Annotated in this window: 26 protein-coding genes; 12 read left to right on the top strand and 14 right to left on the bottom strand. The window is 60.9% G+C overall.

What is annotated here, in order from left to right; all coding sequences use genetic code 11:
- Positions 1-61: 61 nt before the first annotated feature.
- The 3 genes from HNO51_RS16990 (at position 62) to HNO51_RS17000 (ending at position 2,236) form a co-directional block, all read left to right on the top strand.
- A complete protein-coding gene (locus HNO51_RS16990; protein ID WP_209537952.1) occupies positions 62-817 on the top strand; it encodes a phosphatase PAP2 family protein in 756 nt (251 codons plus the stop codon).
- Between the two features lie 214 nt (positions 818-1,031).
- Positions 1,032-1,532, top strand: a complete 501-nt coding sequence (locus HNO51_RS16995; protein ID WP_209537953.1) for a hypothetical protein — start codon at positions 1,032-1,034, stop codon at positions 1,530-1,532.
- Positions 1,529-2,236 (top strand): transglycosylase domain-containing protein, encoded by a 708-nt coding sequence (locus HNO51_RS17000; RefSeq protein WP_209537954.1) that lies wholly within the window; start codon positions 1,529-1,531, stop codon positions 2,234-2,236. Before HNO51_RS16995 ends, HNO51_RS17000 begins: the two co-directional genes overlap by 4 nt.
- Here HNO51_RS17000 and HNO51_RS17005 read toward each other — a convergent pair.
- Both HNO51_RS17005 and HNO51_RS21300 read right to left on the bottom strand, forming a co-directional pair.
- The gene (locus tag HNO51_RS17005) at positions 2,219-2,812 is read right to left on the bottom strand and encodes a hypothetical protein (RefSeq protein WP_209537955.1); all 594 of its coding nucleotides are present in this window, start codon (positions 2,810-2,812) and stop codon (positions 2,219-2,221) included. The genes HNO51_RS17000 and HNO51_RS17005 overlap by 18 nt on opposite strands.
- A 192-nt stretch (positions 2,813-3,004) precedes the next feature.
- Positions 3,005-3,481 (bottom strand): DUF6544 family protein, encoded by a 477-nt coding sequence (locus HNO51_RS21300; protein WP_422674242.1) that lies wholly within the window; start codon positions 3,479-3,481, stop codon positions 3,005-3,007.
- 102 nt (positions 3,482-3,583) lie between these two features.
- On the opposite strand from HNO51_RS21300, the gene HNO51_RS17010 reads away from it, so the two are divergent.
- Positions 3,584-4,393, top strand: coding sequence for an ion transporter (locus HNO51_RS17010; protein ID WP_276571208.1), 810 nt, complete (start codon positions 3,584-3,586; stop codon positions 4,391-4,393).
- Positions 4,394-4,572: 179 nt separating this feature from the next.
- On the opposite strand, the gene HNO51_RS21075 is transcribed toward HNO51_RS17010, so the two are convergent.
- Positions 4,573-4,824: a HepT-like ribonuclease domain-containing protein gene (locus tag HNO51_RS21075; RefSeq protein WP_242597141.1), complete on the bottom strand. Its 252-nt coding sequence runs from the start codon at positions 4,822-4,824 to the stop codon at positions 4,573-4,575.
- Between the two features lie 108 nt (positions 4,825-4,932).
- Positions 4,933-5,223 carry a nucleotidyltransferase family protein gene (locus HNO51_RS17020; RefSeq protein WP_209537956.1) on the bottom strand — a complete coding sequence of 97 codons (291 nt, stop codon included), beginning with the start codon at positions 5,221-5,223 and terminating at the stop codon, positions 4,933-4,935.
- A gap of 358 nt (positions 5,224-5,581) precedes the next feature.
- Between HNO51_RS17020 and HNO51_RS17025 the strand changes: the two genes are divergently transcribed.
- Positions 5,582-5,902 (top strand): helix-turn-helix domain-containing protein, encoded by a 321-nt coding sequence (locus tag HNO51_RS17025; protein ID WP_209537957.1) that lies wholly within the window; start codon positions 5,582-5,584, stop codon positions 5,900-5,902.
- Positions 5,903-5,914: 12 nt separating this feature from the next.
- On the opposite strand, the gene HNO51_RS17030 is transcribed toward HNO51_RS17025, so the two are convergent.
- Both HNO51_RS17030 and HNO51_RS17035 read right to left on the bottom strand, forming a co-directional pair.
- Positions 5,915-6,769 (bottom strand): DUF6544 family protein, encoded by an 855-nt coding sequence (locus HNO51_RS17030; RefSeq protein ID WP_209537958.1) that lies wholly within the window; start codon positions 6,767-6,769, stop codon positions 5,915-5,917.
- A 97-nt stretch (positions 6,770-6,866) separates the two neighbouring features.
- Positions 6,867-7,265 (bottom strand): GFA family protein, encoded by a 399-nt coding sequence (locus tag HNO51_RS17035; RefSeq protein WP_209537959.1) that lies wholly within the window; start codon positions 7,263-7,265, stop codon positions 6,867-6,869.
- A 125-nt stretch (positions 7,266-7,390) separates the two neighbouring features.
- Between HNO51_RS17035 and HNO51_RS17040 the strand changes: the two genes are divergently transcribed.
- The 3 genes from HNO51_RS17040 to HNO51_RS17050 all read left to right on the top strand — a co-directional run bounded on the left by HNO51_RS17040 (position 7,391) and on the right by HNO51_RS17050 (position 9,160).
- Positions 7,391-8,032, top strand: a complete 642-nt coding sequence (locus HNO51_RS17040) for a DsbA family oxidoreductase (RefSeq protein ID WP_209537960.1) — start codon at positions 7,391-7,393, stop codon at positions 8,030-8,032.
- Positions 8,033-8,152: 120 nt separating this feature from the next.
- The gene (gene hmuQ, locus HNO51_RS17045; RefSeq protein WP_197448429.1) at positions 8,153-8,485 is read left to right on the top strand and encodes a heme-degrading protein HmuQ; all 333 of its coding nucleotides are present in this window, start codon (positions 8,153-8,155) and stop codon (positions 8,483-8,485) included.
- Between the two features lie 21 nt (positions 8,486-8,506).
- Complete coding sequence (locus HNO51_RS17050) at positions 8,507-9,160, top strand: 5'-methylthioadenosine/S-adenosylhomocysteine nucleosidase (protein ID WP_209537961.1); 654 nt, start codon at positions 8,507-8,509, stop codon at positions 9,158-9,160.
- Positions 9,161-9,203: 43 nt separating this feature from the next.
- Here HNO51_RS17050 and HNO51_RS17055 read toward each other — a convergent pair whose 3' ends face one another.
- The 3 genes from HNO51_RS17055 to HNO51_RS17065 form a co-directional block, all read right to left on the bottom strand.
- Positions 9,204-9,800 (bottom strand): hypothetical protein, encoded by a 597-nt coding sequence (locus tag HNO51_RS17055; RefSeq protein ID WP_209537962.1) that lies wholly within the window; start codon positions 9,798-9,800, stop codon positions 9,204-9,206.
- 27 nt (positions 9,801-9,827) lie between these two features.
- Positions 9,828-10,262 (bottom strand): thioredoxin TrxC, encoded by a 435-nt coding sequence (trxC, locus tag HNO51_RS17060; RefSeq protein ID WP_197448432.1) that lies wholly within the window; start codon positions 10,260-10,262, stop codon positions 9,828-9,830.
- A 128-nt stretch (positions 10,263-10,390) separates the two neighbouring features.
- Positions 10,391-11,422 carry an Acg family FMN-binding oxidoreductase gene (locus HNO51_RS17065; protein WP_209537963.1) on the bottom strand — a complete coding sequence of 344 codons (1,032 nt, stop codon included), beginning with the start codon at positions 11,420-11,422 and terminating at the stop codon, positions 10,391-10,393.
- 220 nt (positions 11,423-11,642) lie between these two features.
- Between HNO51_RS17065 and HNO51_RS17070 the strand changes: the two genes are divergently transcribed.
- The 3 genes from HNO51_RS17070 (at position 11,643) to HNO51_RS17080 (ending at position 13,938) form a co-directional block, all read left to right on the top strand.
- Positions 11,643-11,978: a hypothetical protein gene (locus HNO51_RS17070; RefSeq protein WP_197448434.1), complete on the top strand. Its 336-nt coding sequence runs from the start codon at positions 11,643-11,645 to the stop codon at positions 11,976-11,978.
- Positions 11,979-12,187: 209 nt separating this feature from the next.
- Positions 12,188-12,754: a TetR/AcrR family transcriptional regulator gene (locus tag HNO51_RS17075; protein WP_209537964.1), complete on the top strand. Its 567-nt coding sequence runs from the start codon at positions 12,188-12,190 to the stop codon at positions 12,752-12,754.
- Positions 12,751-13,938 (top strand): MFS transporter, encoded by a 1,188-nt coding sequence (locus HNO51_RS17080; protein WP_209537965.1) that lies wholly within the window; start codon positions 12,751-12,753, stop codon positions 13,936-13,938. Before HNO51_RS17075 ends, HNO51_RS17080 begins: the two co-directional genes overlap by 4 nt.
- Here the strand turns inward: HNO51_RS17080 and HNO51_RS17085 are convergent.
- From HNO51_RS17085 to nfsA, 3 genes are all read right to left on the bottom strand, one after another.
- Complete coding sequence (locus HNO51_RS17085) at positions 13,935-14,150, bottom strand: hypervirulence associated TUDOR domain-containing protein (RefSeq protein ID WP_209537966.1); 216 nt, start codon at positions 14,148-14,150, stop codon at positions 13,935-13,937. The genes HNO51_RS17080 and HNO51_RS17085 overlap by 4 nt on opposite strands.
- A 65-nt stretch (positions 14,151-14,215) precedes the next feature.
- Positions 14,216-14,557 (bottom strand): DUF427 domain-containing protein, encoded by a 342-nt coding sequence (locus tag HNO51_RS17090; RefSeq protein ID WP_209537967.1) that lies wholly within the window; start codon positions 14,555-14,557, stop codon positions 14,216-14,218.
- Positions 14,557-15,288, bottom strand: coding sequence for an oxygen-insensitive NADPH nitroreductase (nfsA, locus tag HNO51_RS17095; RefSeq protein WP_209537968.1), 732 nt, complete (start codon positions 15,286-15,288; stop codon positions 14,557-14,559). Before nfsA ends, HNO51_RS17090 begins: the two co-directional genes overlap by 1 nt.
- 156 nt (positions 15,289-15,444) lie before the next feature.
- On the opposite strand from nfsA, the gene HNO51_RS17100 reads away from it, so the two are divergent.
- A complete protein-coding gene (locus tag HNO51_RS17100) occupies positions 15,445-15,834 on the top strand; it encodes a GFA family protein (protein WP_209537969.1) in 390 nt (129 codons plus the stop codon).
- 49 nt (positions 15,835-15,883) lie between these two features.
- Here HNO51_RS17100 and HNO51_RS17105 read toward each other — a convergent pair whose 3' ends face one another.
- Together HNO51_RS17105 and HNO51_RS17110 are read right to left on the bottom strand one after the other, a co-directional pair.
- The gene (locus HNO51_RS17105) at positions 15,884-16,150 is read right to left on the bottom strand and encodes a LysR substrate-binding domain-containing protein (protein WP_276571234.1); all 267 of its coding nucleotides are present in this window, start codon (positions 16,148-16,150) and stop codon (positions 15,884-15,886) included.
- A 202-nt stretch (positions 16,151-16,352) separates the two neighbouring features.
- A complete protein-coding gene (locus tag HNO51_RS17110; RefSeq protein ID WP_197448453.1) occupies positions 16,353-16,853 on the bottom strand; it encodes a DUF2846 domain-containing protein in 501 nt (166 codons plus the stop codon).
- Between the last annotated feature and the right edge of the window lie 275 nt (positions 16,854-17,128).

Genomic DNA, 17,128 nt, shown 5'->3' on the forward strand with positions numbered 1-17,128 from the left:
TAAAGCCCAAGGGTTGTCCTGGAAATCGACATGTATAGTTATCAAAGCAAGGGAGCTGCCAATGAAGCACTACAGAAAAATCGAACATGTGAGACGCCACGGGCTATCCCTGCTGGCTCGGCTCGGCCGCTACGAGCTGGCCGTGCTGCTGTGTGTCTCGGTACTTTCCGGCGGGGTCTGGGGGTTCATCGAGCTGGCCGATGCCGTCATCGAGGGAGAAACCCAGAGCATCGATGAGACCCTGCTGCTCTCCCTGCGCAATCCTGCCGATCACACCGATCCGCTCGGCCCGGGCTGGGTCGAGGAAATGGGGCGAGACTTTACCGCGCTCGGCGGTGTCGGCGTGCTGGTCGTGATCACCCTGGGTGCCCTGGGCTACCTGTTACTCGCCCGGCACCATCGCGCGGCGCTCTTTGCCTCGGTCGCGGTGCCCGGCGGCATGCTACTCAGCACGCTGATGAAGATGGGCTTCGATCGTCCTCGACCCGACCTCGTGCCGCATGAAGCCATGGTCTACACCGCGAGCTTCCCCAGCGGCCATTCGATGATGTCTGCCGTTACCTACCTCACCCTGGCCGCCCTGCTCATTCGTGTACAGCCAGCGCTGAGGCTGAAGGCCTACCTGCTGATACTGGCGATACTGCTCACCCTGCTGGTGGGCATCAGCCGTGTCTACCTCGGCGTGCATTGGCCGACGGATGTACTCGCCGGCTGGACCGCCGGAGCGGCCTGGGCCGCGCTGTGCTGGCTGGTGATGCGCTGGTTGCAGCGGCGCGGGCAGGTAGAGACAGAGGAGAGCAGCTCGGGCACCGAGTAAGTGCTCAAGCGATGGCAGCCGCAGCATCAAGTAGGTGCTGCGACTGCCAACGCCCCCATCCCCATCCTCACGAGGGAGCTGGTCTACACCGGCACCACTGGCACGAGGGACTGGCTCACGCTGGTGGAGACGGGCCGCGGCATGCTGGATGAGACAGTGACAAAAGTAGCATTAAGATATTAAAATCAAGAAAAAATGGGAAAGGGAAAACATAGTGGAAAATTTTATCGCCTCACTAGCTTCAACCATATTAGGCGGAATAACCTTAACCATTTTGTTTTTCACATTTAAAGAAAAGATATTCCCACCTCCAAACGTCTCAGGATTTTGGACGCTAACAACAACTACAACCAAGAGCGACTACAACCCTTACAAAGGCCTTGTTATCAAATATGACTCCATACTTTGGAGAGAGGGACTATTAGTTAAAGGAAGCATAGAGAAAAAATATGAAAGATCACAAAAAGGGGAAACTGAGCACCAAGGAAAGAACAGAAGAAGAGGATATGTGGAAGGATATATTGAAAAGAATTATTTAAAAAATGACTCATTAGTACTTCACGTAACTTTGAATGATTTTGGGAGAGAGTCCACCTATTTTTTTAAATTTTATTTTAAAAACCCAAGCCTAGCACAAGGTGTATTTCATTCGATGACAGCTGCCCAAAGCGGCCATGCTGAACTAGCAAAAGACAAAACAGAATCAACAAAATGAACCAAAAAGAGATATTTGATATAATTGGTGGAAAACCCGCCTTCACACTAGACATTAAAGGATGGCTAATCTATTATAATCTTATTCTAGACAAGATATTGCTCCACTTGGATTCAGCGAAATATTCTTCTAGCCTAGCATTTCACGACAACCTCACAGAATTTGAGAAATATGTAGTACTACTTGAAGATAAGAGATATTTCAACCACAGAGGAGTAGATTTATACTTCATTCCCAGAGCATTGAAACAGCTAGTCACACGCAAAAGAATTGGAGGAATCAGCACTATAGAGCAGCAGTATATTAGAACAATACTAAACAGAAAAGAACGAACCTTATCCAGAAAGCACCGTGAAATAATACTATCATGGCTCCTGGCCCACCGAGCCTGCAAAAAAGAGGTTTTAAAGAGCTATCTCGGCTCAGCCTATTTTGGTTACAAGATAAACAGCTGCGACGAGGCATCACTCGTTCTATTTAGAAAAAATGCTAACGAAGCCAAGGCAGAAGAAGCAGCTCTTCTGGCAAGCTTACTAGTCTACCCATTGCCCAAGCAGGTAATCCACGAAATCAAAGAAAAAAACATACAGACACCGATCAACATAAACAACTTCTTCCAAGTCTCAAGCTTAGTGGCACCAAACTGGAGCTCAAAGATATCAAGAAGGCTACGCTTCGCAATATCCTTATCCCAAGCCAAATAAACGAGCAAGCAAGTAGCTACAACTCAAACGCTTCCTATTACCAAAGCATACCTGCCTTTCAATAGGGAAGGTTGAGAACCTTCCCTCCCTCACTTTAAGCATCAAATTCTCTATCACAACTACAATCCTGCTCCCAAGAACATTTAATCTTTGTTCAATTTCGACATATTTTTCTTGGCTAAAAATTTCACGCTCAAGCTTTCTCACCTCGTTATTTAAAATATAAAACCCCCTCTGAATATCATACTCAACCTCCCATGCTGCCTCGCTTCCAAATGAATACTTTATTCTTGCAAGCAAAACACCCAATTTTTCGTTCCACTCATTAACCACCTCAGAATACGCCTTCTCCACAGCTTGCTCAGAATCTTCAGCTTTGATAGACCATAGCTTTCTTCTTTGCCTGTGCAACCTTTTATAAGAAAGAAAAGAAAAATCTTCAATTAGACTCAGCGCTGCCTCCTCTTCTTTTTCGTAGTAACGAATCTTATCCCTCTTTGCCCAATAACAATGCTGAACCCATGCTGTAAGAATAACCACAAAAACAGTTAGAATCGCGCCAAAAAAATAGCTCATATATTTTTTCCGCAAATGGCCATAGTGAATTCTAATAACCATGTCTCTAAAAACCATACGCACTAGAGAAACCAAAGAGCCAGTGCTTACCATAAGGCTTCAGTACCATGCTGAGCTTAACACTAAAGCTAATCCTGTCCCACACACGGTATCAACGGTGATAAGCCAAGGGATAAAAGCGCCCCCCTCATCTTAAAGTACGGAAAGTACTCCTCCGTACCGAAGTGATTGCCTGCCTCGACCTTGGTGGGCAGGGTGAAGCCTTCGAAGTTTTTGGAAATTGTCTAGGTAACAGCCGAAAGGCTGGAGCCGCAACGCCTTCTCGGGGTTGGCGTTGCTCCAGCGTTGGTACTGCACCCAGCGCGTTTGGCCGTTTTCAGCCACGGCGATCTCTATCGCTTGCTCCAGGCTGCCGTGGGTGATGATCGCTCGTGCCAGGTTGGGCTCGCCGGTCTCTTCCCAGCGCGCGTCGTGCTGCGGCAGCAGCGCTCCGGGGCCCAGAAGGCGGCTTCCGCCACCGCTCGGCCGAACGAGGCGCGCATGTGATTGTCGTCGCCCCCGGCTCTGCGACGGGCAGCGTGTCGTTGAGCCAGAAGCGCGTCCAGGAGCGGCCTTCCGCCATGCTGTGCGTCCGTGAGGGCTCGGAGGAAGCGTTGGCAATAGCGCCATCCGTACGCCTGAGCATTATGTTAATAATGCTGCGATCCCCATTCGCTTTGGCGGTGGGTCGGAGAATCTTGATGGATAGCCGGCAACGGGATAGGGGAACGCATGCAGCCATTGGATAGCCAGAAGGCCAGCCCCTATGCGGGTTGGCGCCGTTGCCTTTACCTGATGCTCGAGCCCACCGCTCGCCAAGCTCATGGCCTGTCGATCACCAACCGCTTCATCGCCGGTCTGATAATCCTCGCAACGGCACTGACCATTCTGGAGACGGAGCCGGCAGTTCGAGCGCTCGCGCCAAGCCTCTTCGTCACCGCCGAGGCAGTGCTGGCCTTGGCTTTTCTGGTCGAGTACGTCGCGCGCGTGATCGCGGCTGGTGAAAATCCTCGCTATCGAGGGCTGGCTGGGCGCTTACGCTTCATGGTTAGCCCATGGGCGATCTTCGACCTGCTCGCTATCTTGCCTTTCTTCCTGACCATGGGGGCAGTCAACGCCTTTGCGTTACGTCTGCTCAAACTGATCCGGCTGCTCAGGCTCGCGCGCCTGGGGCACTTCTCCAACGCGATTGGCGATCTCTACCAGGCAGTGCGCGGGCGACGCTACGAACTCACGGTAAGCCTGATGGTGGCTGTGGCGTTACTGATCGTCACCAGCAGCGTGATCTATGTCTTGGAAGCCAGCCACCAACCCGAGGCCTTCGGGAGCATTCCCAGGGCGCTCTGGTGGAGCGTGGCCACACTCACTACGGTGGGCTATGGGGACGTGACACCGGTAACCGCGGCTGGACAGCTGTTTGCAGGCCTGACCGCCATCGTCGGCATCGGCATGATCGCAATGCCGACCGGCATCCTGGCTGCCGCCTTCAGCGATGCCATGCAGAAACGTCGGGAGCAGGCGGAACACGACAACAACAAGTGACAAGAGAGGGAGCGGGGGATGGCACTTCGATTTCGTCGGCGCATCCGTATTGCGCCAGGCATAAGCCTGAACCTCAGAAAAGCGGAGTCGGGAGGAAAGGGTACCGAAAAAACGAGATAGACCGACGCCATGCATGACGATCAAGCAGCGCGGTATATGGAGCAGTAGGCGCTACACTATTATTCGGCTTCTTTCGGGTTTTTGACTTCACGTAGCTGTTCCAATAATTCGGGAATATTGTCCTGGATGATGCTCCATACGGTATCGTCGTCAATCCCAAGATAGGCATGGATCAAGCGATTCCTGGTAGCGATGATCATCCGCCAGGGAATGTCCGGATACTGCTGACGAACCGTAAGTGGAATACGTGTTGCCGCTTCGCCGATCAGCTCGAGATTTCGCAGTGTGGCGTCGTAGGTGAGGTCATGCACGGTGAAGCTATCCTGATCCAAGCCATCACATCAGTATAGGACAGGACCTTCTCAGCAAAACCGATCATGTCATCGATATAGAAGCGCCATTCGCGCTTGAGACGAGAATCAGACACGCACTGCCTCACGCTCCACATGGGGTCTAAGCTCGGGACGTAGCGCCTTATCGGTCACTAGATCTACCGGATGGCCCAACAGATCCTCCAGGTAGAACTGCACACCGAAATAATGCGCCGAGGTAGCCGGGCCCTCAAAGCTCACCAGGATATCGATATCGCTGTCGTCGCGAGCCTCATTACGCGACATGGAACCAAAAAGCGACAACGAGGTGACGCCATACTCGCTGGATAGCGTCGGCAGGTGTTCTCGCAACAGCTGTAACGTCTCGGTTCTGTTCATTTTGCGCTACCTCAACAACGTTGAGCCTTAGGCAATTCGATAACTATGGCAGCCCATGGCTTAGCCTAGCATGGGTGGCAGCCTAGGGCCTGCTCGTAGGATAGGTTGCCACACCAGGGCGTTTGACATGGCCTGGTGCTGCAGCAAAAATATACGCAATCTGCGTACATCGCATGAAAGCAACGTTTCTCGAACTGCCACCCTTCGAGCGGCACCGATCCACCTACTTCGATGACGCCGCCTTTCGTGCCTGCCAGAATTTCTTGCTTCAGAACCCTGGGGCCGGTGATGTCATCCAAGGAGGGAGGCTGCGCAAGACCCTGAGACAGCTGCTGGATGCGGAAATCAACGCGAGGCCATGACCATGGGCCGTAACATTTTTGACGAACTCGTCGAGGGCTTCGATGCATTGGCAAATGAGCGCCAAGGCAAGCGCACGCTGCGCTCCCACTCCGTAGAGCTGGCGGAGGTTCCCGACGTCACAGCCAGCGAGCTCACCGAGCTGCGGGAGCGGCTGCATATGTCCCGCCCGGTATTCGCCATGTACCTCCGCACCAACCCAAGGACGCTGGAGAATTGGGAGCAAGGCCGCGCCAAGCCCAATGCCCAGGCCATGACACTCATCCGGCTCGTCCAGAAGTATCCTGAAACCCTTGAGCATCTCGCTGATCTTGCCTAGTGCCATTGAGCGCTACGACACCGAAAACCGCACCTCCCCCACCCTTACCCGAAAGAACGGAAAGTACGCCTCGGTGCCGAAGTGGTTGCCTGCCTCGACCTGGGTGGGCAGGGTGTAGCCTTCGAAGTTCTGGAAGTCGTCCAGGTAGCCGCCGAAGGGCTGGAGCCGCCACGCCTTCTCGGGGTTGGCATTGCTCCAGCGTTGGAACTGTACCCAGCGCGGTTGGCCGTTTTCGGCCACGGCGATCTCTATGGCTTGCTCCAGGCTGCCGTGGGTGATGATCGCTCGTGCCAGATTGGGCTCGCCGGTCTCTTCCCAGCGCACTCCGTGCTGGGGCAGCAGCGCTGCCGGGGCCCAGAAGGCGGCTTCCGCCACGGCTCGGCCGAACGAGGCGCGCAGGTGGTTGTCGTCGCCCCCGGCCCTGGCGACGGGCAGCGCGCCGTCGAGCCAGAAGCGCGTCCAGGAGCGGCCGTTCGCCATGCCGTCCGAACCGCTCATCTGCATCAGGCCGGCGCCGGCCCGTTCGAGGTGCCAGATGAAGCCGTGCGGCGGAGCGAGGATCTGGCGTGCCCGCATGGGGCGGTAGCCGGGTGTTTCCTTACTACCCAGGCCAATCTCGCCGCTCATGCGGATCTGGCTGACGACATGAAGCGGTGTGCCTGGTTCGATGGTGTAGAGGAAGTAGCGCCGTGCCGCATCGGGCAGGCCTTCGACCATGGCGGGGTCGAACGCTTCGACGCTGGCGGGCGCCTGGGATTGCAGCCATGCCCAAGAATTTTCCATCGCGCGGTTATCGGCCAGGCGCCACGCCTGCATCGCCAGTGCCGCTACCAGCAGTAGACCCACCGCTATTGCCAGGTACGCCATCCGGTCTCTCCTGCGCTCTGCTCTTGTTCTCTGCTCTTGTTCTCTTCTCGTTCCGCTCTTCCCTACTCCGTGCCCTTCTTGTGCGAGCCCAGCTCAATCAACGAGCGGATTCGGGAAACCTGGGCAGCTCATCGGCAAGCTCGAACCACTCGGCCTTGGACGAGACCCAGGCGTGGTAGCGCTTGCCGGGCGCTATCGGCGTATCCAGGGTGCCGAGCCGCAGCCGCTTGGCGTCGGGCAGGTCGTCACGGGCGCTGTAGAGCGGGCTGCCGCACTCGCTGCAGAACACCCGCGCCTTGTTCGGTGTGGCACGATACTCCTTGAGGTACTCCGCACCCCGGGTGATGCGAAACTCTGCCGAGCGGATGGGCGACACGGCGACGAAGGCCGAGCCTTGTGCCTTCTGGCACTGCTTGCAGTGGCACATGGAGACTTCATCGATCTCGCCGCGGTACTCGTATGTCACTTTCCCGCATAGGCAGCTTCCTTGGTGCATCGGCGTCTCTCCCCGGTGGCTTTCGCCTACGATACCCCTTTCGCTACCCGATGGTTGAAACCGGCGTCAATCACGGCCTGAAAGTGCTAGGGTTCGAGGAAATCCGATCCAATGGCTTCGCGACCATGCCCCACGTCGACATCACCGTGATCTCCGATGCCATCTGCCCATGGTGCTTCATCGGCAAGCGCCACCTCGACCTCGCCCTGGCCGAACTGCCCGGAGAGATCAGCGTCTCGGTGGCCTGGCACCCCTTCGAGCTCAACCCCGACATGCCCGCCGGGGGCCTGTCGCGGCGCGAGTACCGCACCGCCAAGTTCGGCTCGTGGGAGCGCTCCCGGGCGCTCGACGCCCAGGTGGAGGCCGCCGCCGCCCAGGCGGGCATCGAGATCCACCACGAACGCATGACGCGAACGCCCAATACCTTCGATGCCCACCGGCTGATCTGGCTCGCCAGGGAGCATGGCGTCCAGTCGGCCGTGGTCGCAGCACTCTTCCGCAGCTACTTCGTCGAGGGGGAGGACATCGGTGACAGTGCGGTGCTGGCCAAGGCCGCCCGAGACGGCGGGCTGGCGGATATTGACATACCCGCCTTTCTCGCCAGCGACCAGGGCCGGGCCGAGGTAAAGGCAGGCCTCGACGAGGCGCGGCGCCTGGGCGTGAGCGGTGTACCCACCTTCATCCTCAATAACGCAATCGGCCTGTCGGGCGCCCAACCGCCCGAGGCGCTGCGCCGGGCGATTCTCGAGTCGACCGGCAGAGGTTGAAGCCGTCCAACCCCGTGGGCAAGCGCCAGACGGAACCGTCTCTACCTGCTTGCCCCCTATCGGCGTCGGTGTCATCGTCTTGCGGTGACCAACCGCCGCCCGACCACAAGGAGCATTATCGTGTTCATCGCCATGAACCGTTTTCGGGTCAACCCCGAGCGAGTAAAGGAGTTCGAGCAGATCTGGCTGGAGCGGGAGACCCACCTGCAGGGCCTGCCTGGCTTCGTCGAATTCCATATGCTGCGCGGCCCCGAGAAGGAGGACCACGTGCTCTACGCCTCGCACACCATCTGGCGCTCGCGCGAGGACTTCGAGGCCTGGACGCACTCCGAGGCGTTCCGCAAGGCCCACGCCAACGCCGGCCAGAGCAAGCGCGAGGGGCTCTACCTGGGCCCGCCCAACTTCGAGGGGTTCGAGGTCATCCAGACGGTCGGCAACGATGGCAATGGCTGAGGCTCAGGCGAGGATCGACGCATGAGCGCGGCATCGGGCACGCCGCCGCTGGCGACACTCGGCGGCCACGACGTGCTCTTTGCCATGGCCGCCGAGGCCGAATACGGCCCGCATCTCAGGCAGCGTTTCGCGCCGTTCATGACCGGCGTCGGCCCGGTGGAGGCGGCGGTGGAGCTCACCGCGGCCCTGGCCGCGCACGCCCACCGGGGGCGCCTGCCGGACTTGGTGGTGTCGCTGGGCTCGGCGGGCAGCCGCTCGCTCGAGCAGACCGAGATCTACCAGGCGACCTCCATCGCCTACCGCGACATGGACGCCTCCCCGCTGGGCTTCGAGAAGGGGATCACGCCTTTCCTCGACCTGCCGGCGATCCTGCCCCTGCCGCTGCGCATTCCCGACATTGCCGAGGCCACGCTCTCCACCGGCGCCAATATCGTCTCGGGCGAGGCCTATGCCGCCATTGCCGCCGAAATGGTGGATATGGAGAGCTACGCCTGCCTGCGCGCCTGCATGCGCTTTAACGTGCCGCTGATCGTGCTGCGCGGCATCTCGGACGGCAAGGCGGAGCTGCATCACGTCGACGACTGGACGGAGTACCTGCACGTCATCGACGAGAAGCTCGCCGCCGCCGTGGATCGGCTCGGCGAGGCGCTGGCCGAGGGGCTGCTGGCGCGCTGAGGATGGCGAGACCCAAGCGCCCCTTTTCTCTCGCCACGTATCTTCACTCGCACCCAATGTGCTGGCGGTAGCGCTCGGGATCGTGCCCCTCGGGCACGCTGTCGCAGGGGCTTTCCTCCTCGCTGGCGTAGCCACGCAGCTGGTTGTAGCGCGCAACTTGGTCGTCATCGAGTAACGGCAGGGTGTCGAGATGAGCGGCAAGGTGCACGAAGCGTAGTTCGGCCCGCGCCTCCTCGGCCTGTGCAAGCAGCCGACGCAGCCCCTCCTTTTCCAGGCTGCGTTCGGCGAATGCCTTCTCAATGGCGCGTTCGGCTTCGATCAGCCGTTCGCCGGCTTCAATCGCCTGTATTTGCATGTTCTCGAAACGTGCTTCGATAGCCGTTTCCTGCTCATCCCGGAGGGGGATCTGATCGCTCAGCTCGAGCAGATGGGCCGGCCCCGGCATGCCGTTCAGCTCGGCCGGCAGCGCCAGCCCCCAGCCGCCGCCGCGACGTAGCTCCTCGATGTCATCGTGCGACAGACTCTTGATCTCGCGCTCCTCGAAACCCGCGTAGGGAGAGTGATGCTGGTACTGTGTCGACGCCAGCGCAGAAGCGCAAAAAGGCAGGGCAAGCAACAGCGCGGCAATCATGCGAGGCATGGTAAGGGCTCCGTTCAAGTGAAAGCGTTAGACCAGGTACGGCTCGAGCCAGCGCTTGAGCTGTGAGCCCTGCAAAACCCCAGCCTGGCGGGCGTCCTCACGCCCCTGCTTGAACACGATCAGTGTGGGAATGCTGCGAATGCCGAAGCGTCCGGCCAGTCCCGGCTCCGCCTCGGTATCGAGCTTGGCGAAGCGGATGCGCGGCTCCAGCTCGGCGGCGACCTGGGCGAAGATCGGCGCCATCATCTTGCAGGGCCCGCACCAGCCAGCCCAGAAATCCACTACTACCGGCAGCTCGCTGCGCTCGATCAGCGCCGCGTAGTTGGCGCCGGTGAGTTCCAGGGGTGCCCCGGTGAACATCGGCTGCTTGCACTTGCCGCAGCGCGAGGCGGCCAGACGCGCCGTGGCCACGCGGTTGATGGCCAGGCAGTGAGGGCAGGCCAGGTGAAGGGAATCGGACATGGCAGGGCTCCAGAATGAATAAAGACTAATAGAAATATGGAGGCCTTCGCGACGAAAGCAAAGCCAGGCGCAATCTGGTAGGCAAGTCTCGATGAGCCGAATGGAAGACGGCCCGGCTCATGCCAGCCCTATGCGCTGACCGAGGAGACAAGAACCGCTTCCACCGGCCGCCGCAGCGAGCGCGGCATCGCCTTGCCCCGGCCGAACCGCACCACCAGGTCGGGGCGCCCGCCGACGATTCCCAGGGCCTCGGCGAAGGCCGGGCGCACGCTCGCCTCCTCGACCGGCTGGTTGATGAAAGCGTTGCAGATGCCGAGTGCCGTGGCCTGCAGGGCGAAACGCTGGTAGCAGCGCCCGGCTTCGACCCAGTGCGCCCGGTCGTCGGCTTGTGAGATGAACACGGCAATGCCGGCGGAGCTGCGTACCTGTCGGGCGACCTTGGCATTCTCGGCGCCCTGCCGAAACAGCGTGCGGAACAGCCACCGCCCCAGCCAGCGAGGCGTAGCGGGGCTGCCCATCGAGCGGGCGAACAGCCCATCCCCGGCCTTGATCGCCTCGTGGTCGCCGAAGCGGATCCAGGTCTCCAGTTCCTGCCGGAACGCCCGGTTACCGACCTGCAGGCCGTTGGCCTGAAGCACGTACTCCAGTACGTTTTCTATCGCTTTCTTCTCGGTCAGCAAGCTGATGGAGACCCCATGCCCGGTGCCGGCGGCCTGCAGCAGGTGCAGCTCCTCATCGGTGATGGGCGAGCCGTCGTAGTCGGTGCGCGAGCACTGGCGGGCCGGAATGGCCTCGAACAGCGGCGTGACCTCCGGCTGGCAGGGCGCCAGCGTGACGCGCACCTCGCCGGCGCCTTCGGCATTGAAGGTCACCTCGCCCTGCATGCCCAGCGCCCGCGCCGCCAGGCTCAGGTTCTCCGCGGCGCATCCCAGCGAGACGTAGAGATGGTGGTCGTCCGGATCGACCACCGGGGTGCGCCGGGTGAGGTCCGGCAGGATGGTGATGGCATCCTCGGCGATGCGAAAGCGCCAGCATTGGGTGTTGTGGCCGGAAGGGGCCAGGGTGGCATAGCGAATGAGCTCCTTCAGCCTTGCGGCATGATCGGGCACCTGCCCGTCGCCATGGCGCCAGAGGTCCCTCACCACCTGCTCGTAGTTCATCGCCCGCCCCATCCCGTCGTCGCCCCTTGCTGACTTCAGTTTAGCGCCAGCACCGCCTCCGAGCGCATGATCCACGGCATGTTCGACGCATGATCATTGGGTGCGGGAGCGCGGATGGCTTACATTTTTTCCATTGAGACCCCCACCTTGCCTCAGGCAGGATGAGGGAAGAAAAGCAGGTGGGTAGAGACAAGCAACGGCATACCGCTGGAGGAGCCACATGCAACCGCTGAGCTATTACTACTACAACGTGCTGGAAGGTCTTGAAAAGCCGTGCGACGTGCCGTCATCCCAGCTGCAGGAGGGCTACGATATCCTGTATCGGCATGGCGGGCGTATCGAAATGGACCTGATGCGCAAGGCCGAGGATAGCAATGCCCAGGGCGCGCCCTACCACTGGTACGAGGCCCTCGATGAAGAGCAGCGAGCGAAACTGCACAAGGCCCTGGATGACGAAAACCCCGCCAAGATTCTCAAGCTCATTCAGCGCAACGGCTATGCCGGCGTGCTCTACCATCATGCCTGGCATTACTTTCGGGAGCCGGGAGCCGCCTGAAGCCGCTATCGAGAATCCCCGCACGTCGGGTAGGTGATACCGACTGCCTGCTGAGTCAGCCGTAACGTACAGGGCCGCTTTCCAGAAAGCGGCCTTTTTGCTGTCCGGATCAAGGCGTGACTGTTTGACTCTGCCGCTGCTCTGTATTTAACTGCCCTCATATTTAGATAGATCGGTCTATATAGACCAAGCGCACAGGAGCGCCACCGATGCCAGCTTCCAAGCGTGACCAGCTGCTCGCCACGGCCGAGCGGCTCTTCTACGAGCAGGGGTTCCATGCCACCGGCATCGACCGCATCGTGGCGGCGGCCGGGGTGGTACGCATGACGCTCTACAACCACTTTTCCTCCAAGGAAGCGCTGGTCGCGGCGGTGCTCAAAGCCCGCCATGAACGCTTCATCGCCAGCCTGGATGCGGCCACCGCCGCCGCCCCGCCGGGCCAGGCGACACGCGCCCTGGTCGAAGCCCATGGCCGCTGGCTGAAACGCTGCAGCCGCCAGGGCTGCATCATGGTCAAGGCGATGGGCGAGTTCGCCGAGCACAGCGCTGAGGTCCATGCCCTGGCGAAAGCCGCCAAGCGCGACCTGCTGGCACGCATCGAGGCCGCCGTGGCGCGCGACGGCCTGGACCACCACGACGACCTCGCGCGGCGCCTCTTCCTGGTACTGGAAGGCAGCAACACGGCGGTGGTACTGCTGGGCATGGATGCCGCCCTGGCCGACACCCGGGCGGTGGCCGATGCCCTGCTCGCCACGGCCCGGAGCGAGACCCCATGAGGCCCTTGTCTGCCCTCGGCATGGCGGCGCTCGGCAGCGGGGTCATCGCCATCACCTACGGGCTGGCCCGCTTCGTGTTCGGGCTCTTTTTGCCCTCGATGCGCGACGAGCTGACGATCTCGCCGACCATGGCGGGGGTGATCGGCGCCCTGCCGTTCCTCAGCTTCGTCTTCGCCATCCTCGCGGGCCCCTGGGTCACCCGCCGCCTCGGGGTGCGGCACGCCGGGAGCGCGGCCGCCGGCCTGGCCGCCATCGGGCTGATCACGATCGCCCTGGCGCCTTCCTCGCTGCTGCTGGCCGTCGGGGTGCTGGTCTGCGGCATCAGCACCGGGCTATCCTCGCCGGCGATGGCGCAGGCGGTGTCCCGGGTCGTCCCGCCCGGGCTGCGCGGACGGGTCAACGCCACCATCAATGCCGGCACCAGCGTCGGTATCGCGCTGGCCATGCCCGCGGTGCTGATCTGGGCGGAGGCCTGGCGCAGCGCCTATCTCGGATTCGCCCTCCTGGCGGCGCTCGCCGCCTCGGCCGCCCTCTGCTACCTGCCGCGGGAAGCGCCAAGCACCTCACCATCACGGTCTCGCCTGGCTGACATGCCGGTGAGCCGTGAGGAGTGGTTGGGGATCGCTCGACTGAGCGGCCTTGCGGTGGGCATGGGCTGCGTGAGCGCGGCCTATTGGGTGTTTGCCCCCGATGCGGTGATCAACGCCGGCGGGCTCGCGCCGAGCCAGACCGCCTGGATGTGGCTGGCCGTCGGCCTCGGCGGGCTGACCGGCGCCGGCGCCGGCGACCTCATCTCACGCTTCGGGCCGGCCGCGAGCCATGCCGCCGGTCTCACGGTGATGTCCGCGAGCCTCGCGATTCTGGTCATCGATCCCGGCAGCTTCGCCCTCGCCCTGGCATCGGCGGCCCTGTTCGGCGCCGGCTACATGACCCTGACCGGCTTCTATCTGGTGAGAAGCATCCAGATCATGACCGAGGTACCCGCCTTCGCCCCGGTGCTGCCGCTGCTTGCCACCTCGGTTGGCCAGGTCGCCGGCTCCCCGCTGGCCGGCTGGCTGGTCGGGGCGGAAGGCCATGCCGCCACCTTCCTGCTCTTCGCCGTCCTGGGACTCGCGGTCGCCGGGCTGGGGGCGTGGTTGCTGAAGGAGCGAGCCGCCGCCGATCCGAGCGTTCCGGGGTACTAGTCCCCGACCTTGGTCAGCGCCGAGTCCTTGTGCATGGCGACGTGGTCGGTCTTGTCGCTCTTGATCTCGTACTGCGGCTCGTCCTCGCTGGCGTGGCGCTTGCGCCCCTTGAATTCCGTCTCCCGGGTGTGGACGCGGATGATTTTTCCACTTACCCGGCCCGCCTCGGAGTTCCAGCTGACGTGATCGCCCACCTTGAAACGCTTGGCCATGCTTCACCTCTCCCTGGGGAATGTTCACGAGCTGAAGCATAGCCCAGGCCCTGGAGGCCTTCCGCCTAGCGGTCTTCCGTCACGAAGGCCTTGTCGTCATCGAACGCCAGGTATTCCGCAATCGTCTCCATGCCCTTAAGCGGTTGTTCGTAGCTCCACGCCACATCGGCCTGTTCGCCGAACGAGAAGTAGGCGGCATCGCCCTTGAAGGGACAGTGGGTCACGGTGTCGGAGCGGGTCAGCCGCTCCATGCGCACGTCTTCGCGGGGAATATAGAGCCGCGGCGGGTAGCCACGCTCGCGTAGCTCGAGGGCCCGGGTGGTGTCGGCGAGCAGGGTGTCGCCGATTGTCACCTGTACCCGGTGGCTGTGCGGATACAGGGTGATACGGGGCTCGGTAGAGGTCATCACTTCATCTCGAAACCGCGCTGGGTGAGGAAGTCGCGCATGTGGGCGCGCAGCTTGCTGTCGAACAGCGGGGTCAGGTTCTTCGACCAGTTGGCGTCCTTGTTGCCGCCGCGACGCTCACCGTAGTAGCGCTGCATGGCGTCGTCGAAGGCGGCGACCTGTTCGCTGTCGTCAGTGTAATAGTCCTCCTTGAGAATCGCTTCCACCGGCAGGCGCGGCTTGAGGTCGGGGTCGGCATCCGGATAGCCGAGGCACATGCCGAACACCGGGTAGACGTGCTCGGGTAGGCGCAGCAGGTCGCTGATGGCCTGGGGGCTGTTGCGAATGCCGCCGATGTAGCAGATGCCGAGCCCCTCGGATTCGGCGGCGATGGCCACGTTCTGCGCCATCAGCGCGGTGTCGACGCTGGCCACCAGCAGTTGCTCGGTCATGCCGCGCACGACGTTGGCGCCGGTGCGCTCCGAAGCTTCGGTGGGGCGCTTCATGTCGGCGCAGAACACCAGGAAGTCGGAAGCGTTGGCCACGTAGGCCTGGCCGCCGGCCAGCTCGGCGATCTTCTCGCGATTGGCCGGGCTCTTAACGTGGATGACGGTGTAGGCCTGGACGTGGCTGGAGGTCGCGGCGGACTGGCCGGCGCGAATCAGCTCGACCAGCAGCTCGTGCGGGATCTTGCGGTCGGTGAATTTGCGAATCGAGCGGTGGGATTTCAGCAGTTCAATGGTGGGGTTCATGTCGCCTCACGGTATGCGTGTCGTTTCGTTACCCTGCTCATTATCTTTCATTCCGGCACGCATTGCATTTCGCCGGGCGCTGGGCTGACCGCTATCCTTGGCGTTATCGTCTCGAAGGGCGCTTAGCCCCCTGAGCTCATACGTAGGAGGCGCAGCATGGACCAGTACACCGGCGGTTGTCTCTGCGGCAACGTGCGCATCGTGGCGTCGGGGCACCCCTACCGGGTCGGCATCTGCCACTGCCTGGACTGCCGCAAGCATCATGGCGCGCTCTTCTACGCCTCCGCGGTGTTCCCCCAGGAGGCGGTAACGATCGAAGGCGAGGCCCGCGACTACCGCGGGCGCTTCTTCTGCCCCCACTGCGGCTCGTCCGTGTTCGCTCGCAGCAGCGACGAAATCGAAGTGCACCTGGGCGCCCTGGATGCTCCCGACCAGTTGAGGCCCACCTACGAAAGCTGGACCGTCCGTCGCGAGTCCTGGCTACCGCCGTTTCCCCACATGAAACGCTACGACTGCGACCGTGACGACACGGGGCGAGTTGAATAGCCAGGAAGAAGCCAAAGGCCACATTGGCTGGTCGGCTCAGCGAGTCGACCTACGAGTCTGACGCCTTCAGCAGGTCGATGAAGGCGCGCAGCGCCGCAGGTACATGGCGGTGTCCGGGGTAGTAGAGCATCAGGCCGGGGTATGGCGGGCTCCACGCTTCGAGCAGCTCCACGAGCTGACCCGAGGCGAGGCGCTCGCTGGCGACGATTTCAGGCACGTAGGCAATGCCGAGGCCGTCGACCGCCGCTTCGACCATGTGCTCGTTGTCGTCGAGAGTCAGCGCACCAGGAACCGGCTGTCGGCATTGGTCAGGGATACGCTGCGGGTGGTGCGGAGTAGCAGCCTCACACCGAGCTGACCCTCGACCTCACCGATGTGCCAGTGATCCGCGAGGTGACTCGCCAAGCCTTCGAGCGTATGGGAAGGATCGATTTAGCACGGCGTGGGTGGAAGTGCCTCGAAGCAGGACTCACACCCAGGGCAATGAGGCGCCGCCGTGAGGCGGCGCCCTCTTAGGCTTACTGGCTACAACTTCCAGGTGTCGCCATGCTCAGCTTGCTCACCTCTTCCATTCCCTGCTCTTCATCGACAAGACGAAGGTTCGCACCACCGACGAATGCCCCCATCTTGATGTACTGCTCGACAAAATAGTTATTTCCAGATTCCGTCATGAGGCTCAAGGTATTGGGAGAAAATTCGGATTCGGTAGCCACTTCGTGCTCCCGGTCTCCCTCGACTTGACGGTAGAAGAACACGCCGCGCGCGCTTTCACCGACACATTCACCGTCAATCCAGATATCCTTCTTCAGCGCAGCCCCGAAGGGGGACTGCTTGCGAAAGACATACACACCTGCCATGCCCTCTGCCGGGGCTTCGAATTGCTTGGCTTGAGATGATTCCTGCTGTGGCGCCATATTGACCGAGGCACAACCTGTCATCAGCGCCAGTACAGCCAAGGCAGCTGTGGTTTTCAGTAGTTTCATTTCAGTTCCCTTAGTTTGCGTTTCCAGCAGCTTCAAGCCGCTTTTACTTGCTGGCCCAACGGGCCACGCCATTTGGCTTTTGCCAAATTCTTTATATTTACGGCAAAGTTGCCACGCGCTCTCTTCTCATTCCGAGAGCGGAGCGTGGCACACGAGGCATTTGTTCTTGAATCGACGAGGAAGATAATAAAAAGTTCTAGGGCAGGCACTTGTCATTGGGCATCCTTGCTTGCAGGCGGTCGCTCTCACGTAGTGGAGCCAAGACTATCACTCCCGGCAGCAAGAACCGGTGACCACTGTCAACGGAAACC

Source organism: Billgrantia sulfidoxydans, from assembly GCF_017868775.1.
In the GTDB taxonomy this organism is placed as follows: Bacteria; Pseudomonadota; Gammaproteobacteria; order Pseudomonadales; family Halomonadaceae; genus Halomonas; species Halomonas sulfidoxydans.

Excerpts from the sequence above, each read along its gene's own strand:
- HNO51_RS16990 (WP_209537952.1), top strand. The coding sequence starts at position 62 with ATGAAGCACTACAGAAAAATCGAACATGTGAGACGCCACGGGCTATCC.
- HNO51_RS17055 (WP_209537962.1), bottom strand. The coding sequence starts at position 9,800 with ATGCCTCGCATGATTGCCGCGCTGTTGCTTGCCCTGCCTTTTTGCGCT.
- HNO51_RS17085 (WP_209537966.1), bottom strand. The coding sequence starts at position 14,150 with ATGGCCAAGCGTTTCAAGGTGGGCGATCACGTCAGCTGGAACTCCGAG.
- HNO51_RS17075 (WP_209537964.1), top strand. The coding sequence starts at position 12,188 with ATGCCAGCTTCCAAGCGTGACCAGCTGCTCGCCACGGCCGAGCGGCTC.
- HNO51_RS17035 (WP_209537959.1), bottom strand. The coding sequence starts at position 7,265 with ATGCACCAAGGAAGCTGCCTATGCGGGAAAGTGACATACGAGTACCGC.
- HNO51_RS17100 (WP_209537969.1), top strand. The coding sequence starts at position 15,445 with ATGGACCAGTACACCGGCGGTTGTCTCTGCGGCAACGTGCGCATCGTG.
- HNO51_RS17030 (WP_209537958.1), bottom strand. The coding sequence starts at position 6,769 with ATGGCGTACCTGGCAATAGCGGTGGGTCTACTGCTGGTAGCGGCACTG.
- HNO51_RS17070 (WP_197448434.1), top strand. The coding sequence starts at position 11,643 with ATGCAACCGCTGAGCTATTACTACTACAACGTGCTGGAAGGTCTTGAA.
- HNO51_RS17020 (WP_209537956.1), bottom strand. The coding sequence starts at position 5,223 with ATGAACAGAACCGAGACGTTACAGCTGTTGCGAGAACACCTGCCGACG.
- HNO51_RS17040 (WP_209537960.1), top strand. The coding sequence starts at position 7,391 with ATGCCCCACGTCGACATCACCGTGATCTCCGATGCCATCTGCCCATGG.
- HNO51_RS17025 (WP_209537957.1), top strand. The coding sequence starts at position 5,582 with ATGACCATGGGCCGTAACATTTTTGACGAACTCGTCGAGGGCTTCGAT.
- HNO51_RS17090 (WP_209537967.1), bottom strand. The coding sequence starts at position 14,557 with ATGACCTCTACCGAGCCCCGTATCACCCTGTATCCGCACAGCCACCGG.
- HNO51_RS17080 (WP_209537965.1), top strand. The coding sequence starts at position 12,751 with ATGAGGCCCTTGTCTGCCCTCGGCATGGCGGCGCTCGGCAGCGGGGTC.
- HNO51_RS17000 (WP_209537954.1), top strand. The coding sequence starts at position 1,529 with ATGAACCAAAAAGAGATATTTGATATAATTGGTGGAAAACCCGCCTTC.
- HNO51_RS21300 (WP_422674242.1), bottom strand. The coding sequence starts at position 3,481 with ATGGCGCTATTGCCAACGCTTCCTCCGAGCCCTCACGGACGCACAGCA.
- HNO51_RS17050 (WP_209537961.1), top strand. The coding sequence starts at position 8,507 with ATGAGCGCGGCATCGGGCACGCCGCCGCTGGCGACACTCGGCGGCCAC.
- nfsA (WP_209537968.1), bottom strand. The coding sequence starts at position 15,288 with ATGAACCCCACCATTGAACTGCTGAAATCCCACCGCTCGATTCGCAAA.
- trxC (WP_197448432.1), bottom strand. The coding sequence starts at position 10,262 with ATGTCCGATTCCCTTCACCTGGCCTGCCCTCACTGCCTGGCCATCAAC.
- HNO51_RS17010 (WP_276571208.1), top strand. The coding sequence starts at position 3,584 with ATGCAGCCATTGGATAGCCAGAAGGCCAGCCCCTATGCGGGTTGGCGC.
- HNO51_RS17005 (WP_209537955.1), bottom strand. The coding sequence starts at position 2,812 with ATGAGCTATTTTTTTGGCGCGATTCTAACTGTTTTTGTGGTTATTCTT.
- HNO51_RS17065 (WP_209537963.1), bottom strand. The coding sequence starts at position 11,422 with ATGAACTACGAGCAGGTGGTGAGGGACCTCTGGCGCCATGGCGACGGG.